Raw genomic sequence first — 22609 nt, forward strand, 5'->3', positions numbered from 1 at the left:
CACTTTCCGCCCTGTCAGGGCTGTTCCAGATTGCGGCCCGCAAATTCCAGACGATTTATGTCATTCTATCAGTCCAGATACCCCGAAGTCAGACCTGTTTTGTGATTCTTGCCCGGCAGAATCGAATTCGTTTTTTGAACTTCATGCAGATTTTGATTCCATTCTGGAAAACGGTACTGGGCACCTCACTTGTCGCTCATCATCCTGGGCGGCAATAATGTTTTGTGTGAGTCATGGTAGAATAAGTATGTGTTGTTTAGAGTGGTTAAGAATTTGCTTGAGAAGTGACAGCATGGCATCGTAAAATAATCGGGGATTTTAATTAATTGTTTCCTTTTCCCATATCAACAGAAAACTGGTGACTCAATGCCACAATTGCGTTTCATAAATATCGGTCTCCGCGTCCTTGCCGTCTGCGCCTTTGTGGTTGGTTCGTATCCCGTCTGGGCAGCCGATGAAAAACCGCAGCCGGACGAACGCCTGCAGCAGTTGTTGAAACGCTTTCCGGCGGCTGACAAAAACAAGGATGGTATTCTCACCCGAGACGAAGCGCGGGCTTATCGTCAGCAAATGCAGAAACGTCAGGGAAGACCGGTCAATTCTGTTAAACCGACCCACGCCGATGTGAAATACGGTGACCATGCACGGAACGTACTCGACTTCTACCAGGCCAAATCCGATCAGCCGACCCCCCTGGTCGTCTACATTCACGGCGGCGGATTTGTGGGAGGCAGTAAACGGGTGAATCCCGGCTTTCTACAGCAGTGTCTGGACGCCGGCATCAGCGTCGCTGCGATTCACTACCGCTTTATTGACGGGAAAAAAGTTCTGCTTCCCGAGCCACAGCGCGACGGAGCTCGAGCCGTGCAGTTTCTCCGCAGCAAAGCTAAAGAGTGGAACATTGACCCTAAGCGGGTGGCCTGCTTTGGGGGCTCTGCCGGCGCTGGGATTTCAATGTGGATCGCCTTTCACGACGACCTGGCTAAACCGGACAGCGACGACCCCATTGAACGCGAATCGACCCGCATTCAGGCTGTCGGCACCTTTGGCGGACAGAGCACATACGATCCGATCAAAATCAAAGCTCTGGTAGGTGGCCGGGCCTGGGAGCATCCTTCGATCTTCAAAGCTTACGGCGTGGACACAGCAGAAGAGGCCCTACATCCCACTCCGGAACAGCAGAAACGCTACGACGAATCATCTGCGATCATGCATCTGACGAAAGACGATCCACCACTCTACATGGTCTATAGCGAAGCAGACGGTCCCCTACCTGCAAACGCCCGCCCCGGCCAGGGTATCCATCACCCTAACTTCGGGCGTGATCTGGTGAAAAAGATGAACGAACTCGAAATCGAAAACGTCTTCATCTACACACCGGAAGCCAAAGGCCGCAATCCTCAACGCGAAATGCTGGAGTTCTTTCAGAAGCAGTTTGCGAAGGTGAAATAGTACTGATATGCTTTAGTGACTTTTGTGGTAGCAAAAAGAACCATGAACAGTTGAATTGAGATCGTCCCTCACTTACCCGAAAACGAGGCCATTGGGGGGACAATTAACGTCGAATTGATCCGGCGGGATCAGATTCTCTCCAGGGGAAAGACAGTTTTAATCCGATATTGTCTACTTAAAAAGAATAATCAATGGCACTTCATCTGCTGCAAATATGAAAAAGGAATCACCCCGTCTGTTTCGTAACGGTGACTTCTTTCTGGTGTAGCGAGTACTTCAGAGACTCAGGACTTTTTACCACCGTCAGCCCGGGGACTTCATAGTGCTCCATATCAGAAAAATGGGGTTCACCTGCAGTATAAACATACCCGCGACGAATCAGACCATTCTCCAGTTGTAAAGTTTCGGGAATGCCACAACAGGGAGCCAGGCAACGAATGACATCCATTTCCGGCCAGTAACTCTCTACATTTTCAAGAATCTCCAGCAGAGTCCATGGCCGACCACAATGCTTACAAATCTGATCCTCTCTGTGTTTCATTGACTTTTCATCCATATAAACTCAAAACAGCCCGACGCGCTCAAACACCCGATAGGGGCCGTAGGGAGACTGAGGGGGCTGGTCGTTCCACCAGGACCAGTGGCAGACAGATTTTCCGTCCAGGTCAAACACGACTGTCACGCTGACTTCTTCACCCTTCCAGGTTCGCAGGGTATAGTCCTGAGGCGGACCATGACCGGCTGACTTTGGATTCGTTTCATCCAGTAATATAGTGGAATTAACGATCACTCCCCTGGACTCTTTTGTGAGGTCGGGGGGCGTCCCGATGATCGCATCAGCGTCCTCCACACTGGTGCCCAGCCGAATTTGTGCCATTTTGATCTCCAGCGGCGTTGGCTCATGCTGCGCACTGTGCTTGTTGTAGACCAGCATTATCATCAGCAGTAGAAAAACGACGGACGGGCAGAACAGGATCAGTAACTTTTTAAAGGACGGATGCATTGGGTAGAACCTCGCGAAACATTCCAAAGGACTCTCACGGTTCATTCTGACTGATCTCAGTTGAGGAGGCAAACACTTTTTCAGTCTGCCGTCTCTCAGCATGATCTCTTCGCCAATAGAAACATTCGTGTTTTTCCTTCCTTTCGTGGTGAATGAAAATGTTTGTGATTCATTAACCGAAGACAGTTTTCATCGCGGTCGACAGATCCCGGAAGGCCTGTTCCCCGTCTCCGGCGAAACTGGAACCGTGCATGATCGCGAGTGTTTTCGGTTTCAGGTCTGCCAGGCGATTGAGGATATGGTCTGTCTGTTTCGTGTAAGGGATGTAGTCGGCCAGTGGACCCGCCTGCATCTGCTGCATCGCGGCCAGCACCTGTTCGGACAGATCACTTTCAGTGAGCGCATCCACATTCCCTCCCTGATGGAACAGGTCTGAACAGAACAGCGTTCCCTGCGTCTCTTCATAGAGCAGCCCCGCGTCCCAGCCGTGCGGCAACTGTGCGGTCGAGCAGAAGCGGTACTGATATTTGCCCGTGTTAAGTTGCTCCCCGTCGACCATCCCTTTGGGTGGCCGGATTGCGAAGTCATTGATATTCACCATTGCCGAAACCAGGCTGCAGACCGGCTCCGCCTCGGGAGCCACTTCCAGCCACTGATTCAGCGCCCCGCATTCATCCGACTCAAAATGACTGAAGGCAATATACCGCAGCTTCGCCGGATCCATCACCTGCGCGACCGCTTGCTTTACCAGCGGAAAGCTGGACTTGTACCCGGTCGTAAACAGCAGCGGTGCGTCATCCCGCACCAGGAAATAATTAAACTGCAAATCCAGAGCCGGCGCATAACAGCCAATCCGAAACACATCCGCGGCAATTTCATTAACGGTGGGGGTATCGAAGTCGAACATGGCTGCTTCCTGAAGATTGAGCACTCTGAGAATGAAGATCAAAACGTTCAGATCATACTTCAACTGCCAAAACAGTCAACTTGAGTTTCAGATCTTCAGGAAGACCGTGGTTCAACACTGCCCCATGCTTTTAGGAGAAATACCCCGCGCGTCTCCCCTGACGTCGGCGATTTTTGTTCTTCCGCCTGCTGTACCTCTGCAGCCAACTGGTGGGGATTCAGCGTCCCCTGCTCCAGCTGTTTCAATCCCCGCTCCCAGACCTTGCGGACCGCTTGCGTCAGCGGTTCGTTCAGACGGGCGTTATAGTCGTTGAAGAACCCTTTGGTGGCGAAGTACTGGGCGGCGGGGATTGAGGGATCTGAGTTGTTGACTTTCAGGTCGTTGAAGAAACTGACCAGTTGCCGACGGCGGACCAGCATTTTTAGTAGCAGGTCGGGATTGAGATCCGCAGGCGTGGTTCCCTGCTGCTTTGCCAGGGCGGCGGCGTAACCAGCGGCTTCGCCTGTGGAGAGAAAGACCGGTTCCAGGCGGATTGCACCCCAGGCGATGTGGGTCGCGGAGAGGCAGACCGGCACCAGCAGATTGTCGACCCCCTGCGGCAACAGTGCGCGATATGGAATCTGAGACGGGCGGGACTCTTCGGTCAGGATCAGTTTGCCGTCATATTTGAAGCCGGGGCAGCTGTCGGTTGTGCAGGAGTGCGAGTCCATGTACCAGTCGGTCACCGCGATGCTGTCCTGGTGGATCGGTGTGCGATGGTAGCCATCCGCCAGCATCCCGTCATTTTCGTTGAAGACGTGCCGGCCTACGATCCGCCGTGCTTCGCGGACGTACATTTCGTAAGGCACGTGATCATAGTCGGCGTATTCGTCCTTCGGCAGCCCCCATTTGAGGTACTCCTGACGTTTAGTTTCCGGGATTGATTCATCGTGCTGCAGGAACCACATCAGTCCCAGGCCGAAGTCGAGGTGCTGCTGGATGATCTTCTCGCGGGTCGGCCAGTCGGCTTCGGGATAGGCATGGTTCTGACCGGGCATGATCGGGCTGTTGACGTGTGATTTGTGGTTTGGCCCCCGGCTCGCCGGGATGTACCGACGGTGAAAGTCCAGGTAGTCTGCACGATCATAATTCGCCGGCTTTGGGATCGGCAGCCGGTTAGCGGGATCTGAAGTCACACAGAACCGGTAGTTATAAGCCTGCACTGCGCCATCCGCCGAGAATGGGCTGGTGGGATCGATGCTCCCCTGACGGGCACCATAGACGCGGATGTTGAGCCCCTCTTTGACGACGCTCTCTGGCCGATGACCGTCAATGTTGACGAAGACTTTGCCCGCGTGTGGCTCGTTATATTCATCGCGGGCTTCGCGGCCCACGCGGTAAGGGACGTCGGCCAGCGCGAACAGATCCCCTTCATAGGTGGCATCAACAAACGTGGTTCCCTTCACCTGAATCGTCTCGGGCGTGCCGTATCGGCAGAGGGTGACTGATTTAATGAGGGAGCCCTGGCGATCGACGTCCGTCGGGTAGTGGTGCAGGAGCAGTGTGATGTTCTTTTCCTGTGCTACCAGCCGGTTGTACTCCCGCTCGGCGACGTGTGGTTCGGCCCAGCCGATCGGATATTTTTCGTGAGTATAACGGATGGTCTGATGATCGCGCGAGTCGCGGCCGAAGGTGTCGATATAGTAGTTTTCGATGTTTTCCAGAAGCTCGCTGAACAGCGGGGAACGCGGCCCGCCATACAGGGCGTCCCACTGCATCAGGCCGCTGGTCATCATTCCGCCGATATGCCCATTGTGCTGTACCAGGAGGACCGAACACCCCTCCCGGGCCGCCCGGACCGCTGTTGCCACACCGCCCCCGGTGCCGCCGATCACGACGACATCATAGGCTTTACCGGCGACTTCATCCGCATTCGCAGACCGTGCCAGCTGCACCGGTTCAACGGAGTGACGCGTCGATTCACCGGGTGTACGGGGTAAGGTTTTTTCCGCCAGTGGGGAGAAGGCGACCTGTGCTGCCTGCGCTGCGTTGGGCTGACGGAATTTCGGTTTGGCTTCCATTGTCAGCTGAGGGTATCCCGATTTTCGTTTCCCCGCCCGTTCTGCTTCAGCGATTTTCACCGGCAGCAACTGCAGTCCATCGACGACGACATAGCCATTGGCCCCCTGGTTGGAAACTGTGACGGAGGCAGGCTGTCCTGCTTCAAAGTGAAAGGTTCCCAGCGAGACTGGCACCTGTTTGACCAGTGCCGGCTGACGTTGATTGATAATGACGGTTTTCTTGTCGTCGGCACTTTGAATCGTCACTGGAACTTTACTGGAACGGTTCGGATGCCAGGTATAGAGCAGCCGGACTTCATAGTCGCCTGACTGCTGGATCGCAGGACTGAAGCGGGCCGACTTCTGGCCCCGGTCCTTGTTTCCATCGTGGGAATAGTTCCTGCCGATTGGTGAAGGCTGACCGTTACTCTCCGCCCAGCTGCCTGTGAATTCAGCGTCGGAATCGTCGAGTGTGATGCCCGGTAATGTTTCGGGGTTTACGATCACTCGTTCAATCGACTTCCCGTTTTGCACAGGTGAGGGCCAGTCGAGCAGTTGCCCGTCAGCCAGCAGCTGGGTACGGAGTCGCTGGTAATTCACTTCCTGAATAGTGCATCCCACATCAATGGCCTGGCTGGCGGCGGTTGCGGCGGACTGGCTGAGAATCATCAGCACCGGTTCCATGCGGGTTGAGCCGAATGCGACGTGGCTGGCGGAGATTGCGAAAGTGACTAGCAGGTTATCGCATTCTTCAGCTTTGGGGACGATCGCGTCAAAACCGATCGGATAGGGGCCGCGGGTGCTGTGGTGCCCCAGCAGTTTACCTTCCCGCACCATCACTCCGTTATGCACGATCCGGCGGATTTCGTGGATGTCGATGCCGTACGAGGCCAGACCGACCGATTTGGGGGCGACCACCTGGTGGCGACAAAAATGCTCGGTCATCACCAGGTCGGAGACCATCCGTCGCGATTCGCGAATATAGAGCTGGTGCGGCCAACCTCCGTTGTCCTGGAATTCGTCTTTACAGAGCCCATAGCGACTGACCTGGTCACGTATTTTCTGCGGGACACGTTCATCTGTCTTCAGAAAATGGAACAGACCGCGGGCGTAGTTTTCGTGTTCCTTGATAATCTGCTGACGCTCGGCGTGTGAGGCTTCACTGTACCCCTTGTTACCGCCGACATAGTTTAAACCGAAATAGGCGGTGTTGAAATCAAACTTGCCGTTGGGGAGTGCATCGTGCTTGGTAAACCAGCGGAGGTCCATATCATCGCCTGCTTTCTCACAGGCAGCGATATAGCGGGCCACGATCTCGTAACGGGCCGGGTCGTAGTTGGCAGGAGGTGCGATCGGGATCCGGTTCTCCGGTTGATCGGTGACACATAAACGGAAGCAGTAAGCCTGTACTCCGGGAGCAGCTTCACCGATTGTTCCCAGTTCTCCTTCCTCGATCAGGGGCAGCAGGCCGCTTTCCGGTTTGCCAGAGATTTTGTATGGATCGAGGGGGATGGCACGATCCCAGAGCCCCCGCCGATCTTTGCGGCGGCCGATTTTGTCATACTTACCAAAATGGACTTGAGGAATTTCATACAACTGTACGCCGTTCAATGTTTCGTTGTATTGTGAATTGGCTTCGCGGGTCAGAGAATAAGAGACGCCGGCTGCGGCCAGTAGATCGCCTTCGTAGGTACAGTCGATAAACATCTCTGCCGCGATGCGGGTCCCCTGCTCTGTTGTCAGTTCCACGATTCGTGGTCCCTGCTTTTGAACTTTCTGTAGTGGTTCTCCCCGGATGACTTTTACTCCGGATTCTTTGATCATTTCTTCAAAGACCGTTTCTGCGCCGTGCGGCTCCAATCGCGTTTCCAGCGGCTTGCCATATTTTTTACCGATCCGTTCGTAGAACTCGCGGGCCATGCCAGCCACCGTGGCTGACTTTCCCATGTCAGAGAAGCTGAGTCCACCGGAACTCATGCCGCCCAGGTGCTGGCCCGGTTCGATCAGGATAACGGTCTTACCAAGACGGGCTGCTTTGACAGCTGCAACGACACCACCAGACGTGCCGCCATAAACACAGATGTCGACTTTGTGGTCTGGTTCTGCAGCAGAGAGAGGGGACATGATTACGAGGAGGCTGTAGAACAGCACAACAACTGGGCTGAGGGAACGAGGCATGATCAACTTTCAATCGAGTTCGGTGAGCGTAACCGGTGAGGAGGGACGAATGAATGACTACAGACAGGCTCAATCCTCCAATATCCATTTCAATGGAAATCGAGCCACTGTCAAGCCGGTTGTGTCGTAACCGTTATTTTTCAGGCCGCCATCTTCGTAGAAGCAGACAATGGTGCCATCCGGAAGGGCTGCCAGATCGCTATAGCCACTGATCCCCGGTTCAAGCACTCTTTTGCCGCTCCAGGTCTGGCAGTCATTGAAGCTGATCTGCAGTGTCAAGTTTTTGCGGTCCCGGTTGGGGCCTCTGCGTTTGCTGGAACCTTCCAGGTTGTCAGGGTTCGCAAACACGATGGCATTCTGAGGCTGAGACTTGCCCGCCGGAACGCGTAGAATACTGCCCATGCAGACCGGTTCTAGCAGTTGTGGATCAAAATGCTTTTCAGACCAGCCGGTCGCGCCGTTCTCACTGACGGCAATCAACCGACGGTGCGGCTTCGATTCGGTGCGGATATTTACGAGGACTTTGTCATTAAACAACTGGACGGCAACCGTTTCGCTTGGATTGAGGATCTTCTCGCCTGCGATCTGATCCCCCTGGTTGACGATGATCTCGCCGCGGTGCCAGGTCTTGCCGTGATCGTCGCTATAGATTGTGGAGACACAGGAAGGTCGATGTTTCTTCCCTCCGGTGGAAAGCCAGACTGGTACCAGCAGCCGCCCGTTCTGTAGTTGAATACCATGTCCGGGACCGGTGGCGATGACATTCCAGTCGTACTCTTTGCGGAACTCTTCAAAGACCGGGGTGATTTCCACGCGAGGGCTGAAGGTCTGTCCGTCGTCATTACTTTGGGTGTAATAACAGCGGGCATAGTTTTCACAATAGAGGAGATGCACCTGTCCGGTCTGGGCATCGTTGAAGGCAACGACATTGTTGACTGTTTCTTCTTTTGCATTGTGAATGACCTGTGGCTTTGCCCAGGTCTGTCCCCCATCGGTACTGCGGCGCATCAAAATATCGATATCGGCCCAGTCGCCAGCTGTCTTGCGGGCTTCGCAGTAAGCAAGCAGTGTTCCTTTGCTGGTGGCGATGATGCCAGGAATTCTGTAGTGGTGATATTCACCATCCCGGGCGGAAAACAGCGTTGTCTTTTGCAGGTCGCCTGCCCGAGTGGTCTGCAGCAGGCTTAAGATTATCAACAGGAACAGGGAACAGGTTTTCGCCAGGCGCAGGATAAAAGGGAGCATGGGCTGATTTCCAGTAAAAAGGTCTAATAATATTTGTGTTGCGATATTATTATCTATGTCGTAATATTATAAAAAATGATCTGGAAATCAAAGCAAAAACCGTCCTTTTTCGAGTGAATGTACATTCTCAATGAAACCAGCGATTGTGGATCTGGCCGAGCGAATCCAATCCGATATTAAACAACGAAAGCTGCAGCCCGGGGATCCCTACTACACAACCAGTGAAACAGCACGTTCGTTTCAGGTCAGCGGAACGACTGCCAACCGGGCTCTGCAACTGCTCACTCAGCGACGGGTTCTGGTGCGTAAACAACGGGCCGGTACGTTCATTGCTGATCCGGAATCGAACCAGACTGAGCAGGCCCTGCGTCGCGTGCATCTGGTGGTACACCAGAAATACCTCGAACGGGAAGGCCTGCTGGCCGATGGTATTCTGATCGGTTTGCAGCGGGAACTTCCCGAGGCAGAACTTGAATTCAACTTCCTGCCGCACCGGGATGAAGAAGCGTATGTGGAAGAGATTGTGAACCGTGCACTCAAGTCAAGTGTGACTGAGGGCTTTGTTTTGCAGCGAGCACAGGTGGGAGTTCAGCGGATCCTGCAGGAGAGCGGACTGCCGACAGTTGTAAATGGGGTACTGCAACCATCGATTACTGGACTGGCTCATATTGATCGGGATCAGGGGGAGATGGGGCGGCTCTTATTTCAGCATCTGCTCCAACAGAATTGCCAGCGAGTACTGATCGTATTTCGCGATCAAGTGACAGCCGGTGATCATCTTCTACTGGATGCTGTGCAGCAGGAGATGTACGGCGCAGGCTGGGGAATCGATCGGTTGACGGTTCGCTGCCTTCCGGCTGACGATCGGGCGATACAGGTATCTGCGCAAGACGTCCTGGAGCAGTCCTCAGTGAAGCTGGGTATTCTCTGTCGTTCTGAACCAGCGGCCCGGGCGATTGCGTCGATTATTTCCGAACTGAATTATCCACGGAAGAAACAGCCGGTAATAGTGGTTGCGGATCATTTTGCCCGCGAGCAAGCCCCCTGCCTGTTCCCGCACATCCGTCCCTGCCTCTCTCCTGAAGCTTACGGACAGGAGATCGGCAGGATGCTGGTCAGGCAGATGAATGGGGCAGAGCCACGAAATCTGTATTGCAACGTTTCGGTTGAACTCGTCAAACCGTCCTGATGCGATTTAGGAACTCAAGTGTGATTCAGCGGGCACAGCCAGAGACATCGATGATCTGTTCAGGTCCCTGAATGTATATGGTCTGAATCTCCTGTGCGTCCAGGTTCAGGCTGTTCAGATTTACCATCCGGATACTGCTGTCGTCATAAGTGCGAAAGTAGTAACGCAGGTTTGTCAGATCTGAGACGCCAGTCCACATAGTGTAATCGCCGACGACTTTTCCCTGCTCGACTCCGCGAGCAGCTCCTTTGGGAATGTCGAACTGATTCAAAATGTGAAATGTCTGTAGTACTCCCTCTTTCGCAGTTGTGACCGGAAATGCCGACGAAGAAAAAGCGACAGCACGTACAAAGCGGGATGGCGGTGTAAAATCTCCCGGCAGTCCGAGCATTCCACTTCCCTGCCCGAAACCTTTAATTTCAACCCCTTCGAGTTTGATGTCAGAAACGTTGTTTGTGAGTAAGTTGACATAATTGCTGAGGTTCGTCATCTGCCAATCAAATGAGGGAGCATTTGTTATGACTCCGAGAGGGTTTTTGTAGAGATTCAGTTTTCCCTTCACATACTCAATCACAATCGATTTTCCACTGGCATCGTTGGCGATATAGTGAAATGGTGGGACGCCTCCCATTTGGGGCATGACGACATTACCAACTTTGATTTTCTTTACTGCCGCTTCAACTTCCTCAACGTTCTGACAGGTACCCATCAGGTACAGGGGCAGTTCTACAGGGGAAATACTGTTGGCCAAATCCTTCTCAGACAATTTTTGATAATCAGTATAACCAGGAAAATAGAAGATGCCGACATGCAGCCCCCGTTCATTGACGCCGTCAACGATCACAGGAAGTTGAAAGGCATTCATGCCCATCATGGCGTAACGCGAAGTCCAGCGTAATCCCGGTTTCTGGTCCGGAGTGCTCCCTAAATTTTCTCTGTTGCGAGGGATTATAATTACGTTTGATTCCAGATCCTGGGCAAACTCAAGAGTACGGCCGAAGATGGCTGAACCATCTTGGGGTTTGATCGTGATCCCGGTACAGGCGGATGTATCAGAAGCAGGAATTGAAAGAGTTAGAACAATAGCAACCAGGATGGCAGGCAAACCTGTGAGGCGTTTCACTGTATTTCTCCCGGGTAGAGAATGAATTCAAGTTGTCAGTAACGCGAACATTATCACTGACGCTGGTTTCGGCACTCTTTGATTCGGCTGAAAATGGAACAAAGGGTGAGCATTGCGCAGGACATTTTGTTCCTCATCTTGAATTGTGGAACAGGATATCGACAGCACCGATTACGAGAGCTGGTACTGTTGTGAAAGCAAACTGAGACTTTTTTTATCAGCGTTCCCTGATGTATGCACTAATTAATCTTTGCCATCGCGGAGCATCTCCCGTGCAGCATTGCGGCCGCAGGCACCCATCACACCACCCCCCGGGTGCGCGGCACTCCCACACAGGTAGAGTCCCTTGATCGGAGTACGGTAATCACTCCAGCCGGGGACGGGGCGTAGATTATAAAGCTGATGGGCGGGCATTGCCCCCTGAAAGATATTGCCGCCGGTTAAACTGAAGGTTCGTTCCAGATCAAGTGGAGAGAGAACCTGGCGATGCAGGACTGATGCAGGAACGTTGGGGGCGAATTCCGCTATCCGCTGCAGGCAGCGATCGGCGAACTCTTCTTTGAGTTCGTCCCAATTTCCCTGCTTCAACTGGTAGGGTGCGTATTGCACGAAAAGCGAAAGGATGTGTTGCCCTTCCGGTGCCAGGGTGTTGTCGACTGCAGTGGGGATTGTCATCTCGATAATCGGCTTTTGTGAGGGCATGCCATACTTGGCATCGTCGTAGGCCCGTTCGATTTCCTCGCAACTGGCGCCGATGTGGATGGTTCCCCGATGCTGAGGGCCGGGTTCATTATGGCCAGGCAGACAGTTGAAATCGGGTAGTTCACTGACAGCCACGTTGATTTTCATGCTGGCGCTGCTGTAATCGATTCGGCTGACCGCTGCAGAGAAGTTCTGAGGAAGCGTACCGGCAGGGATCAGTTTTTCGAATGTCACATGTGCATCGGCATTGGAGGCTACGCTGCGGGTCGTGATCGTCTCACCAGTTGAAAGGCGGACGCCAGTCGTCTGCTGTCCCTGGATCAGGATTTCATCCACGGTGACGCCGGTACGGATTTCGACACCGGATGCCTGGGCAGAGTCGGCCATGGCCTGACTGAGTGCGCCCATTCCCCCCTCGACATAACCCCAGACACCACGTGCCCCACCGGCAGAACCCATGACGTGATGCAGTAAAACGTATGCGGTTCCGGGGGCGGAAGGGGGCCGAAAGGTGCCGATAATCGCGTCGGTTGCCAGTGTTGACTTCAGGACGTCTGATTCAAACCAGCGATTCAGGATAGGCAGTGCCGGACCGGTGAGCAGTTCGATTGCTTCCGGGATTGTTTCTCCCAGTCGTTTCAGTGACTGATGCAGGTGGTAGGCTGTTTTCGTATCGCGGAGTTTTTTCCCCAGGCCGACTGATCTCCAGGAGGCGGGGAGAGGAAGCAGGTCGGGAGGAGTCTGTACCAGTGCCGGTTCCAGGCACTCGGCGATTCGTTCCAGCATGGTTTCATAGCGGGGGAACTGCTCTGCATCGCGCTGGCTGAACTGTGCGATCTGTTCCTGGTTCTGTTTCAGATCCGGTCCCAGCAGCAAAGAACGCCCATCAGTACAGGGGGTGAAGGAACTCGGATTGCGTGGCAGGATACGATAACCATAACGAGCCAGTTCCATTTCCTGTTCAATTTCAGGCAGCAACAGGCTGACCAGGTACGACGCGGTAGAGACCTTAAAGCCGGGCCAGAGTTCTTCGGTCACACAGGCTCCGCCCACAAGCTCGCGGCGTTCCAGTACCAGCACCTTCCAACCCTTTCGTGCGAGTTGATGTGCACAGACCAGTCCGTTATGCCCTGCTCCAATAATGACACAATCGTACATTCCATTGTTCCCTTTGTGGAAAATTACGTATGGATTTACAGCCTGTATTATGCGGAGATTTACAGGTGTTGCCAGAGTACGTGTTGTTTCCCGAGCCGCTTTTATTGTATTGGCTTGTGCCCTTTGCTAACTTGGGGGTGTATAAGTTTAATCTCGTCTGTGTGACAATCCGTCTCTAACCAAGAATTACTCTCAATTTATACTGGTGTTGCCATGCGATTGATTTCGACGCTCTGTCTACTGGTCCTGATGGGGACCACATCTCTGTCCGCCGCAGATTCCGCTCCTGCAGATCTCAAACTGGAAAAGATCAAAGGTGCCAAACCGCGTAATGTGGTCTTTATTCTCGCGGACGATCATCGTTATGACGTGATGGGTTTTACCGGTCATCCCTGGGTAGAGACTCCTGCAATGGATGCGATGGCCAAACAGGGGGTTTACTTCAAGAATGCAGTCGTTACCACCTCGCTCTGCTCTCCCAGTCGGGCTTCGATCCTGACCGGACAGTATATGCACAATCATGGTGTGGTCGATAATAACGTACTGACCCCGCCTGGGACGAAATTCTTTCCCCAGTATCTGCAGGCCGCTGGCTACCAGACGGGATTCTTCGGGAAGTGGCACATGGGCGGTCACTCCGACGACCCACGGCCCGGTTTCGACAGATGGGTTTCCTTTCGTGGCCAGGGGCACTATTACCCGCCCGAACATTTGAAGAAATGGTCATTGAATGTTGATGGCAAAAGAGTTCCGCAGAAAGGTTACATTACCGACGAACTGACGGACTATGCCATCGACTGGTTGAACGAAAGTGTCAAAACGCAGGATAAACCCTTCTTCATGTATCTCTCACACAAGGGAGTGCATGGGATGTTCCATCCTGCGGAACGTCATGCGGGACGCTACAAAGATAAATCGATGCCGATCCCTAAAACGATGGCCAATACCTCTGAGAATTACTTCAACAAGCCGATGTGGCTGAAGAATCAGCGAAACAGCTGGCACGGGGTTGATTTTGCCTATCACCAGGATACGGACATCGAAGAGCATTATCGTCTATACTGTGAAGCCCTGCTGAGCGTGGACGAATCGATCGCTCGCGTGCGGAAGTGGCTGAAAGATAACGGCTATGGTGAAAACACACTGGTCATGTACATGGGGGATAACGGCTTTCAGTGGGGCGAACATGGCCTGATTGACAAGCGGACCGCGTATGAAGCGTCCATGCGTGTGCCTCTGGTCGGCGTCTGTCCCGGTCTCTGGAAACCAGGCACCGTGGTAGATGAAGTCGTCGCCAACATCGATATCGGCCCTACCTGCCTGGCAGCTGCCGGCTTGAAAACACCACCTCAGATGGATGGCCAAAGTTTCCTGGAACTGGCGGCGGGCAAACTACCGGCTGCCGACTGGCGTAAGAATATTCTGTATGAATATTACTGGGAATTCAATTTCCCTCAGACGCCAACGACCTTCGCACTGCGGACACCACGATATAAATTCATCCAATATCATGGTATCTGGGATATTGACGAACTTTACGACATGGAAAAAGATCCATTGGAACAGCACAATCTGATTTTTGATCCTGAATATCAGAAACAGATCAGAAAGATGCGGGCCGATCTGCATGCGATATTGGAGAAGTCAGAGGCGAACCGGGTTCCCTTCAGTCACAAACGGAGTATGGGCGCTAACCTGCGGCTTGAGAGTGGATCAAAACCGGCTGATTTCAACGATAAGCTGTTGCGGGAGAAAAATGCGAAGGAGTAGGTAACTGTACCGCAGAGCTTCTTCTCCAAGATGAATTTGAGGTAGCTTACTTCGAATGGCCTATTGCGGAGGAAATGCTCATGATCGAGATTGTTCCCATCGAATCTCCGACAGTAGAAGATCTTAAGATCCTGAGAACTCTGATCGAAATGGGTATTGCAGAAATAAAAGCTGCCGCTGCTAATCAGAGTGCTATACGCCAGATCCAGATCTTTGAAGGGGACTGGAAATCGGAAAGAGAGGTGCTGGCAAAGATCTACCACCAGTATCGCTCAGAGCAACCAGTATCCTGGCGAGTCAGAGAGAGCGATGAATTTGGGGGACAAGTGTTTTTGTCTCCCGATGGATTGAAATCAGCACTGTCACATTGGCGATCCATAGAATTGGAGACTCAACGAAACCTTGATCTGGAATCAGGTTTTATTGCGACACCTGATGAATTTGAGCCACACGATGATGACTGCTTTTGATTGACTTTTCTCTAGTACTGAAAATGAAACTGTGTTGGGATGCAGGACAACAGCTGATTTAGATTTAATCAAGAACCCCAAAATGACATTGCCAGCCGTTTTCAAGGAGGTACAATTGACCATGGGCCGACTAATGGACTGAGCTACCCGCGCTCTTTCTCCTCAAACCAGTAAAGGAGTCGTGATGACTGGATATCATGAGGACGATCCTCGGACGCAATTTCATGTGTGTCCCAGCTGTCAAGCAGATATTGATCGTAACAGTAGTCGTTGTGAATTCTGCAATTGTGAATTCGATTTTGAACCTGCTTTTCACGAACCGGACACGCGGCTCGCAAGTTCAGAAGAGGAAGTCAATACCGATAAAAGAACACGTTATCTGGTGTTGTTGACCCTGAATATTGCCACCGGGCTGGTGGGTGTACTGGCATCGTCTCTGGAAGAGGCGGTCCCGACTCGTCTCTCACCCCCTGAGTCTCCGCGTATCTCTGCGGAACAGCGGGAAGAGATGGTTCGATATCTGCAGCAACAGAGTCGAGCTCATGTTGAGGAACTGAATGCCCGTATGGAGCTGAAAGTGACTTCGGGCGAACGCAGATCTGTTCCGATTCGGTTTTAAGCTCCTGTATGCAAACAGTTTTGACTATCTGAACCGCTTTAAATCTGTCTCGTTAATGACCCATATTGACAGAGTTTGCCTGTTTTGCGACAGTCCCCGCTGGTACTGCGCCGCTCACACTGTCAATTTCGGGTCAGAAAATGGATTTACTGCCACTCGATCATCCCCGCCTCAAGAAGAATAACTTTGATCTGCTCAGGCTGCTGCTGGCTCTGACAGTCTGTCTGGTGCATGCAGTGGAACTTTCCGGTTTTAGCGCGTTAGCGGTGCTGCCTGGATATCTCTCATCGCGGATTGCAGTTCAGGCATTCTTCGTCGTCAGCGGGTTTCTGATCGTGATGAGTTACGAACGTTCCTCATCGCTTTCCTCTTATACCAGCAAACGGATCAGACGGATTTATCCAGCGTACGTTACCGTCATATTACTGGCAGCCCTTGGACTGGTTCTGGTAAGCCGTCTATCACTGACTGAGTACTTTTCTTTTACCTGGGTAAAATATCTGCTGGCTAATCTGACGTTTCTGAATTTTCTGCAGTCCACTTTACCGGGAGTCTTTGAAGCGAATCGGATGCCGGCGGTGAATGGCGCGCTCTGGACACTGAAAGTGGAAGTGATGTTTTATGTTTCCGTTCCCGTGCTGGTATATTGTCTGCGACGTGTCCCCCGCTTGCCACTGCTGATTCTCGTTTATGTCGTGTCGATCGGATATGCCCAACTGTTGCTGGGGGCTTCAATCCGGACAGAGAATCCGTTTTATGAACAGCTGGCACGCCAACTACCTGGGCAGCTTTGTTTCTTCATCGCAGGAGCAGCACTGTTTTATTACCTGCCTTTTTTCGAACGTCATATCAGGCTATTTGTCACTCTGGCGACTGTTGTGTTGCTGACGCATTACTGGACTCCCCTGCCCTGGCTGCAACCTGCTGCCCTGGCAGTGATTGTCTTGTTTTTCGGTCTGTTTCTGTATGCAGGTAACTTTGGAAAGTATGGGGATTTCTCCTACGGGGTTTATATCCTGCACTTCCCGCTAATCCAGTTGCTTTTGAATGCCGGTTGGTCTGGAGAGCATGCCTGGTCTTTCCTGGGGACAGCAGTCTGCCTGACGTTGCTCGGGGCAATCCTGATGTGGAATCTGGTCGAAAAGCGGTTTCTGCTGCGAAGCAGTCACTACGTCAGTTCAGTTAAAGCTGAACCAAAAACTGCTCCTGTCAAGCAGCCAGTCCAGATCTGATACGAATTACTTCGATTTGAGATCGAAATTAATTGTGTTCCCATCTGCTTTTACGTCTGCCGTAAGTTCAGATTTGTCGTTATATTTCGTGGGAACCAGTTGTTTGCCTGCGTCTTCCGGATTGTCAGTGAGTTTAATGATCATAACTCTGTGTTTACCCAGGGAAGCACCAGAGGCGTCTTCATTGTATTCCAGATTGTATGAACCATCCTCCTGAGTTGTAGCACTGGAGGCCCGGCGTCTAGCCTTGCCGGTGGTTTCCAGAGGTTCAAAAATAACTTTGGCGTTAACCAGTGGTGAACCATCCATGGTCACTACACCGCTTACATCCGCTAGATCAGGGACAGCTTCACCACTACCGCTGGAACAACCGGTAAGTAAGAGGAGCAATGAACTGAAGAGAATGCATTTGGGAAGATTCAGGGACAAAAACATGTATCTGATCCAGTCAGAAAGTTAAAAAGTTGAGTATAAAATTGCGAGCGTCGCTGGAAAAGGATTCAGACCGCGGCGATGACGATCACCGCGGTCTGAATCGACTTAAATCAGAAGTAGAACGTGGAGATCAGATTTAGAATTCTGGAATGACTTCGCCACCACCGATAGAGACCAGTGCCTGTACTACTCCGACACGGTCTACATTTTCGCTGAGGAAGCGGACGGCACCATCACCCATCAGAATGTGACCACCGCCCACATGAAAGCTGCCGGCTCCCCAAGCGTATTGTTTTCCATTGGTATGGTCAAAATTAAGAGTATAACCAGTTACACCTGGTAGGATGAAAAAGGTGTGTGTGGCGGCATTCCAGTAGGGACCATAACTGGTCGATGTCTTGTTCAACTGGGTTTCACACATGACCATCGTGTTACTGGTACCATCTTTAAAATCACGGAACTGAGCAGCACCATTCGGTCCCATTGCACCTTTGAGTGTGCTGTTGTTCGCTCTCCAACTGCCACTACCTCCTCCAGTAGTGTAGTTCACGACTCCGTAACTCGTTCGCCAACCAGGACTGACGTAGTATGGACCAGAGGTTGTTGAATTTTGCTGAGTTCCCGGGTCTGAGGGACAGAGAAAGACCGGGACGGGAGATGTCACAATCGAATATTGATCTGTCGTAACAGTTCCTGTGCATCCTGAACCATGGTTTGCACGACCGCTGGGCAGGCTCCAGTTGTATTGGTTGTAGATATTTGCCTGATCGATAAAGGGCAGGATCATCTGGTAGCAGGTGTGGTTTAACAGATTACCAGTTGCGCCATGCACTGCATCACACGACGATAAACCTGCGTTGATAGTTGCCGGAGGCAGTACTCGATGTGTGTCATGATAATTGTGAAGTGCCAGCCCGATTTGCTTAAGATTGTTTTTGCAAGTACTGCGTCGAGCTGCTTCGCGGGCCTGTTGAACTGCGGGAAGAAGGAGAGCAATTAGAATTGCAATGATGGCAATAACGACCAGCAATTCAATCAGGGTAAAACCACGTTTGTGAGGGCGCGTGCGCATGAGTGTGCCTTTCAAAGATAATTGATAAAACGAAATAGAATTCAGGAGAATTGAAGTGATTAGTATTTCGTTCAATCAGAGCGCTTGATTCTTCGCGAGAATACCAAGGCTGTGTGTATCAATGATGCACATAGCTGATTTCATTATGCTTTGAGTAAAGAGAAGCAACAAGATTGTTTATTAAGAAATGTTATTAATCTTGTGGATCCAGGGCTATATTTTTTGAGGACTCAAAAAAAACAGATTGTAACCGCTGAACACTTTACACAGTTGTATGTATCGATCTTGATTAGATGTGGTAGATAGATCTACAGCAATTCCCTGACAGGTGCTTATTTAGCACTGTGGGCATTCCGGCTGTCACCAGGAAACAGAGCTGTCGGTGGGAATCGAACGGCGTTTCTGGGAATGATTCGCAAGGTAGATGTTGGGAGCTTTGTTCTGAGAGTGTCGACAGGTACTCGAATCTCCCAGAATAAACTCAATCTCAATGGCGACGCTGCAGCAATGAACTCAGGGCGCGACTCTCTCGCAGTTTGGCGATCCGTTTTCCATTTTCATAAATGATATATGTGGGAAGCCCGATTACATTTTCCTGACGTGCCTGTTCGAGATTGCGATCATAATCCAGAACCTTTACTACCAGTCCTCGAGCGCGCAGTTGAGGTAGAATGGTCCTGCGATCCTCTTCACACTGGCGGCAGTCAGCGCCAGTAAACATTTTGACTTCGTATCGGCTGGCAATTTGCTGGTCGATCTTATTATGTTTCTGCCAGGCTGCAGTATATGCCGTCTCCTGGTTTTGGAAACCGTAGTGGGTGTGAAACGCGGTATCCCAGTTCGTCTGATAGGCAGTATCCAAAAAACGGACAAACTCCTGCTTCCCTTCCCGATCGATCAGGAATTCTGCCAGATAGAAACCTTGAGCGTACAGGACAGCGATTCCGCCGAGATTGTCGGGATAATTCTGCATGACCAGCAACCGCCGAATCGGGATCTGCCGTTCGGTGCCGACGACTTCACGAGCCAGTTCACGGATCGGTCGTTTCTCGGCTTCTGCTTCCTCATAGGTCGCAGCCCCTTCGTCTGCCCAGCGTGGCAAGGGACGACGGAAGTGAGATGCGAAGACTGTATGCAGTACTTCGTGCGGAATAACACTTTCCAGCAGGCTCTGGGAAGTTCCTTGTACCTGCATATCCCAGCCAAATACCTGGCCCTGGTCGAAGGAGAAGGTCGTTGCCCCTCCCCCTGCATAGTCTCCTGCATTAACTCGAATCGGACAGGGGGCATACCAGTTGGGTATTGGATGCCCGAGCCATTCCCGCGCATGTCGATCGCGATAATGCTCTGCTGCTTCTCCCACCTGAACTGCGAGTGTTGCGTCTCGGCAGTATACGGTGAAGTTTTTGGTGCGATACTCAAAAAGACCGGCATCCCCCTCAAATAGTAGCAGTGGAAGTAAGAGCAGAAAATATCTCATGTTACCGTCCGTTGCTGACTAACCAGGAGAAAGGCTTTTAGTAAGACAGACTTGCGATGCGTAGTTAGATGCATCCAGTCCCAAGTTGGGAGTTCAGGTTCAGGGGGGAACCATAAGTAGAAATGGATTTGAAGTACAGATCACTCTCTATAGCCAGGTGCTGAAAATCTGCAGGAAATGAGGATTTTATTATTTTGAGATATGTGTAAATGAATAGTATTTCTTGGCACTAGAGAACTCGGTAAGCTTTGGTCTGAAAAATGATCTGAACCAGGAGAACCAGAGCGATGCCACAGCTGATCTATCGACTATCCGAAATCAATGCATCCCACGTGGCGGAGGCTGGAGGCAAAGGGGCATCGCTGGGAGAACTGATTCAGGCTAAGGCCCCGGTTCCTCCGGGCTTTGTGGTCTCCAGTTGTGCATTTCGAGAATATTTTTTCCAGGGGGAACCTGAATGTGCTGTCGTTGATGTCATTCAGAAACTGAATGCGAATCAACTGTCCCTGGCCCAGGCACGCTCTGAAATTCAGAGCTGTCTCGAGGAAGTCTGTTTTCCAGAACCACTCGAAGTGGCTGTCAGGCAGGTAACTGATGAAATGCAGCTAAAACGTGTTTCCGTACGTTCCAGTGCCACCTGTGAGGACAGCGCTACGAGCGCCTGGGCCGGCCAGCTGGAAACCTGGCTGGACGTGTCACCAGACGAAATTACAAAACGGATTCGGGACTGCTGGCTCTCTCTCTTCAGCGAATCTGCTCTCGCCTATGGAGCGACTCACGGTTATGCCTCAGGGGAGATCGCGGTAGCGGTCGTCATACAGCAGATGGTGGCGAGCGAAATTTCGGGCATTGGTTTTTCTGTCCACCCGGTAACTCAGGAACCGGAGATCCAATTGATCGAGGCCTGTCTGGGATTGGGGGAAGCCATCGTTTCAGGACGGATTGTTCCAGACCAGTTCATCGTACAGCGTGACTCCTGCCAGATTCTGGAGTCGATCATTGGTGAGCAGAAGGAGGCCCTCTGGCTGGGGGATGGAAATACGAAGCCTGTCTGGCAGGAACTGGATGGTCGAGGCAGCCAGCCTAAAATCAGTACCTCACAGGTTACCGAGTATGCCGGGATCCTGGCACGGCTGCATGATCATTACGGGCATCCTATTGACACGGAATGGGCCATCGAGAATGGGAACTTCCAGATTCTCCAGGCACGTCCCATCACCACGTTGGCTGCTGAGTATGATCAAAGTCTGTTTGATCAAAGTCTGGAATGGCATTTTTGTGTAAGACGCCCGTTTTTCCTGCTGGCTGCTTCGATTCTCCCCTACTGGATGGATGCCAGGCATGCGGATCATACGTTGGGGACACATCTCAATGAAGCACTGCTGATACAAGACGAAACGGGTATGATGAATCTGTTTAGTTCTCAAAAATCGGCTGATGAGTTCCTCGATCGAATTGGAGATCTGTTCCAGAATGATCGAGACGAAATTATTCGTATCCTGCGTTACGGACTGGGAATTTATGCACAGGGCCCGGCCGTCATTGAACAGGGAGTGAGTGGGTTCGCCGATCTAACAGAACTGGAGGATTTTTTCGCTGATGTTGCCCAGCATACAACTGTGTTTCCAGCCTGGTTACTGACGTATATTGAATTACATCAGATTGATGATCCTGAGGTACGCTCTCTGGCAGAGCAGATCCGTTCTCATTCCCTCTACCCCGTGATTGAAAGAAAACTGCTACAACCTCTGGCGAAACAGACTGCTGAAAGGCTGGGATTTTCGCAGCCAGATCGCGCCTGTGATCTGGTGTTATGGAGCGAACTGAAACAGGGGCTCGTCACCCGGGAACTACTGGAAACGCGCCTGCAGTCGATCGATTCCGGAGAACGCTACATCTTTCAGCTGCTTGATGGACAGGAGAGCTTTCATCTGGTTTCCCAGACTGGTTATCTGTTGACTCGTCTTGCGAAACAGCGACAGAGTCTGCCTGTAGGAGATTCTAATGAGTTGACTGGGCAGACCGCCTGGCCGGGAATCTTTCGCGGTCGGGCCCGGGTGGTTCTGAGCCTGGATTCTCAAGGTTTTTTGGTTCAGGCTGATGAAGTGCTGGTTTCGATCCAGTCCAATCCTGCCCTGCTCCCACTCATGAAAACCTGCGGCGCGATTGTCACCGATGATGGCGGCATTGCCTGTCATGCAGCGATTCTGGCCCGCGAACTCAAAAAGCCGACGCTCATTGGCACAGGTAGAGCCACGAAAATGATCCAGGATGGCGATTTGATCGAAGTCGACACCTACGCGCAAGTAGTGCGAATTTTGGAGCAGGCGCAATAAAAAAGCACTGATGCCAGGAGCATTAGTGCTTTTGAGTGGGGATGACAGGACTTGAACCTGCACGCCTTGCGGCACTAGATCCTAAATCTAGCGTGTCTGCCAATTCCACCACATCCCCGGTTGAATTGTGAATCTGCAGGAATACTAACGATTTCAGGGAGGAGACACAAATCGACCGACTGAAAAAAGTGCGACTTTA

The 22609-nt window shown here is 51.9% G+C and carries 17 protein-coding genes and 1 tRNA gene; 7 read left to right on the forward strand and 11 right to left on the reverse strand.

Features of this window, described 5'->3' with window-relative positions:
• Positions 1–366: 366 nt before the first annotated feature.
• On the forward strand, positions 367–1452 hold the full coding sequence (locus FYZ48_RS27720) for an alpha/beta hydrolase (protein WP_149345716.1): 1086 nt from the start codon (positions 367–369) through the stop codon (positions 1450–1452).
• A 226-nt stretch (positions 1453–1678) separates the two neighbouring features.
• Here FYZ48_RS27720 and FYZ48_RS27725 read toward each other — a convergent pair whose 3' ends face one another.
• The 5 genes from FYZ48_RS27725 to FYZ48_RS27745 form a co-directional block, all read right to left on the reverse strand.
• Positions 1679–1993: a hypothetical protein gene (locus tag FYZ48_RS27725; protein WP_149345717.1), complete on the reverse strand. Its 315-nt coding sequence runs from the start codon at positions 1991–1993 to the stop codon at positions 1679–1681.
• Positions 1994–2014: 21 nt separating this feature from the next.
• Positions 2015–2455 (reverse strand): hypothetical protein, encoded by a 441-nt coding sequence (locus FYZ48_RS27730; RefSeq protein ID WP_149345718.1) that lies wholly within the window; start codon positions 2453–2455, stop codon positions 2015–2017.
• A 172-nt stretch (positions 2456–2627) separates the two neighbouring features.
• Positions 2628–3362 (reverse strand): MBL fold metallo-hydrolase, encoded by a 735-nt coding sequence (locus FYZ48_RS27735; RefSeq protein ID WP_149345719.1) that lies wholly within the window; start codon positions 3360–3362, stop codon positions 2628–2630.
• Between the two features lie 95 nt (positions 3363–3457).
• Complete coding sequence (locus FYZ48_RS27740; RefSeq protein ID WP_149345720.1) at positions 3458–7579, reverse strand: FAD-dependent oxidoreductase; 4122 nt, start codon at positions 7577–7579, stop codon at positions 3458–3460.
• Between the two features lie 69 nt (positions 7580–7648).
• On the reverse strand, positions 7649–8824 hold the full coding sequence (locus FYZ48_RS27745; protein WP_149345721.1) for a sialidase family protein: 1176 nt from the start codon (positions 8822–8824) through the stop codon (positions 7649–7651).
• Between the two features lie 130 nt (positions 8825–8954).
• Here FYZ48_RS27745 and FYZ48_RS27750 point away from each other — a divergent pair, with 130 nt between their 5' ends.
• Positions 8955–10013: a GntR family transcriptional regulator gene (locus FYZ48_RS27750; protein ID WP_149345722.1), complete on the forward strand. Its 1059-nt coding sequence runs from the start codon at positions 8955–8957 to the stop codon at positions 10011–10013.
• Positions 10014–10038: 25 nt separating this feature from the next.
• Here the strand turns inward: FYZ48_RS27750 and FYZ48_RS27755 are convergent, their stop codons facing one another.
• Together FYZ48_RS27755 and FYZ48_RS27760 are read right to left on the reverse strand one after the other, a co-directional pair.
• Positions 10039–11136 (reverse strand): linear amide C-N hydrolase, encoded by a 1098-nt coding sequence (locus FYZ48_RS27755; protein ID WP_198422291.1) that lies wholly within the window; start codon positions 11134–11136, stop codon positions 10039–10041.
• Positions 11137–11379: 243 nt separating this feature from the next.
• Positions 11380–12996, reverse strand: a complete 1617-nt coding sequence (locus FYZ48_RS27760) for a phytoene desaturase family protein (protein WP_149345723.1) — start codon at positions 12994–12996, stop codon at positions 11380–11382.
• A gap of 213 nt (positions 12997–13209) precedes the next feature.
• Here FYZ48_RS27760 and FYZ48_RS27765 point away from each other — a divergent pair, with 213 nt between their 5' ends.
• The 4 genes from FYZ48_RS27765 to FYZ48_RS27780 all read left to right on the forward strand — a co-directional run bounded on the left by FYZ48_RS27765 (position 13210) and on the right by FYZ48_RS27780 (position 17087).
• Positions 13210–14766: a sulfatase family protein gene (locus tag FYZ48_RS27765; RefSeq protein ID WP_149345724.1), complete on the forward strand. Its 1557-nt coding sequence runs from the start codon at positions 13210–13212 to the stop codon at positions 14764–14766.
• A gap of 80 nt (positions 14767–14846) precedes the next feature.
• Complete coding sequence (locus FYZ48_RS27770; protein WP_149345725.1) at positions 14847–15236, forward strand: hypothetical protein; 390 nt, start codon at positions 14847–14849, stop codon at positions 15234–15236.
• 382 nt (positions 15237–15618) lie between these two features.
• Positions 15619–15855, forward strand: a complete 237-nt coding sequence (locus FYZ48_RS27775; RefSeq protein ID WP_149345726.1) for a hypothetical protein — start codon at positions 15619–15621, stop codon at positions 15853–15855.
• Between the two features lie 140 nt (positions 15856–15995).
• Positions 15996–17087, forward strand: a complete 1092-nt coding sequence (locus FYZ48_RS27780; RefSeq protein WP_149345727.1) for an acyltransferase family protein — start codon at positions 15996–15998, stop codon at positions 17085–17087.
• A 6-nt stretch (positions 17088–17093) separates the two neighbouring features.
• Here FYZ48_RS27780 and FYZ48_RS27785 read toward each other — a convergent pair whose 3' ends face one another.
• From FYZ48_RS27785 to FYZ48_RS27795, 3 genes are all read right to left on the reverse strand, one after another.
• Positions 17094–17522, reverse strand: coding sequence for a carboxypeptidase regulatory-like domain-containing protein (locus tag FYZ48_RS27785; RefSeq protein ID WP_149345728.1), 429 nt, complete (start codon positions 17520–17522; stop codon positions 17094–17096).
• Between the two features lie 136 nt (positions 17523–17658).
• On the reverse strand, positions 17659–18594 hold the full coding sequence (locus tag FYZ48_RS27790; protein WP_149345729.1) for a DUF1559 domain-containing protein: 936 nt from the start codon (positions 18592–18594) through the stop codon (positions 17659–17661).
• Positions 18595–19081: 487 nt separating this feature from the next.
• The gene (locus FYZ48_RS27795) at positions 19082–20074 is read right to left on the reverse strand and encodes a thioredoxin family protein (RefSeq protein WP_149345730.1); all 993 of its coding nucleotides are present in this window, start codon (positions 20072–20074) and stop codon (positions 19082–19084) included.
• Positions 20075–20361: 287 nt separating this feature from the next.
• Between FYZ48_RS27795 and FYZ48_RS27800 the strand changes: the two genes are divergently transcribed.
• Positions 20362–22410: a PEP/pyruvate-binding domain-containing protein gene (locus FYZ48_RS27800; protein ID WP_149345731.1), complete on the forward strand. Its 2049-nt coding sequence runs from the start codon at positions 20362–20364 to the stop codon at positions 22408–22410.
• A 36-nt stretch (positions 22411–22446) separates the two neighbouring features.
• Here the strand turns inward: FYZ48_RS27800 and FYZ48_RS27805 are convergent.
• Positions 22447–22528 (reverse strand) — tRNA-Leu (locus tag FYZ48_RS27805).
• Positions 22529–22609: the final 81 nt, after the last annotated feature.

It is taken from the genome of Gimesia chilikensis (genome assembly GCF_008329715.1).
Lineage (GTDB): Bacteria > Planctomycetota > Planctomycetia > Planctomycetales > Planctomycetaceae > Gimesia > Gimesia chilikensis.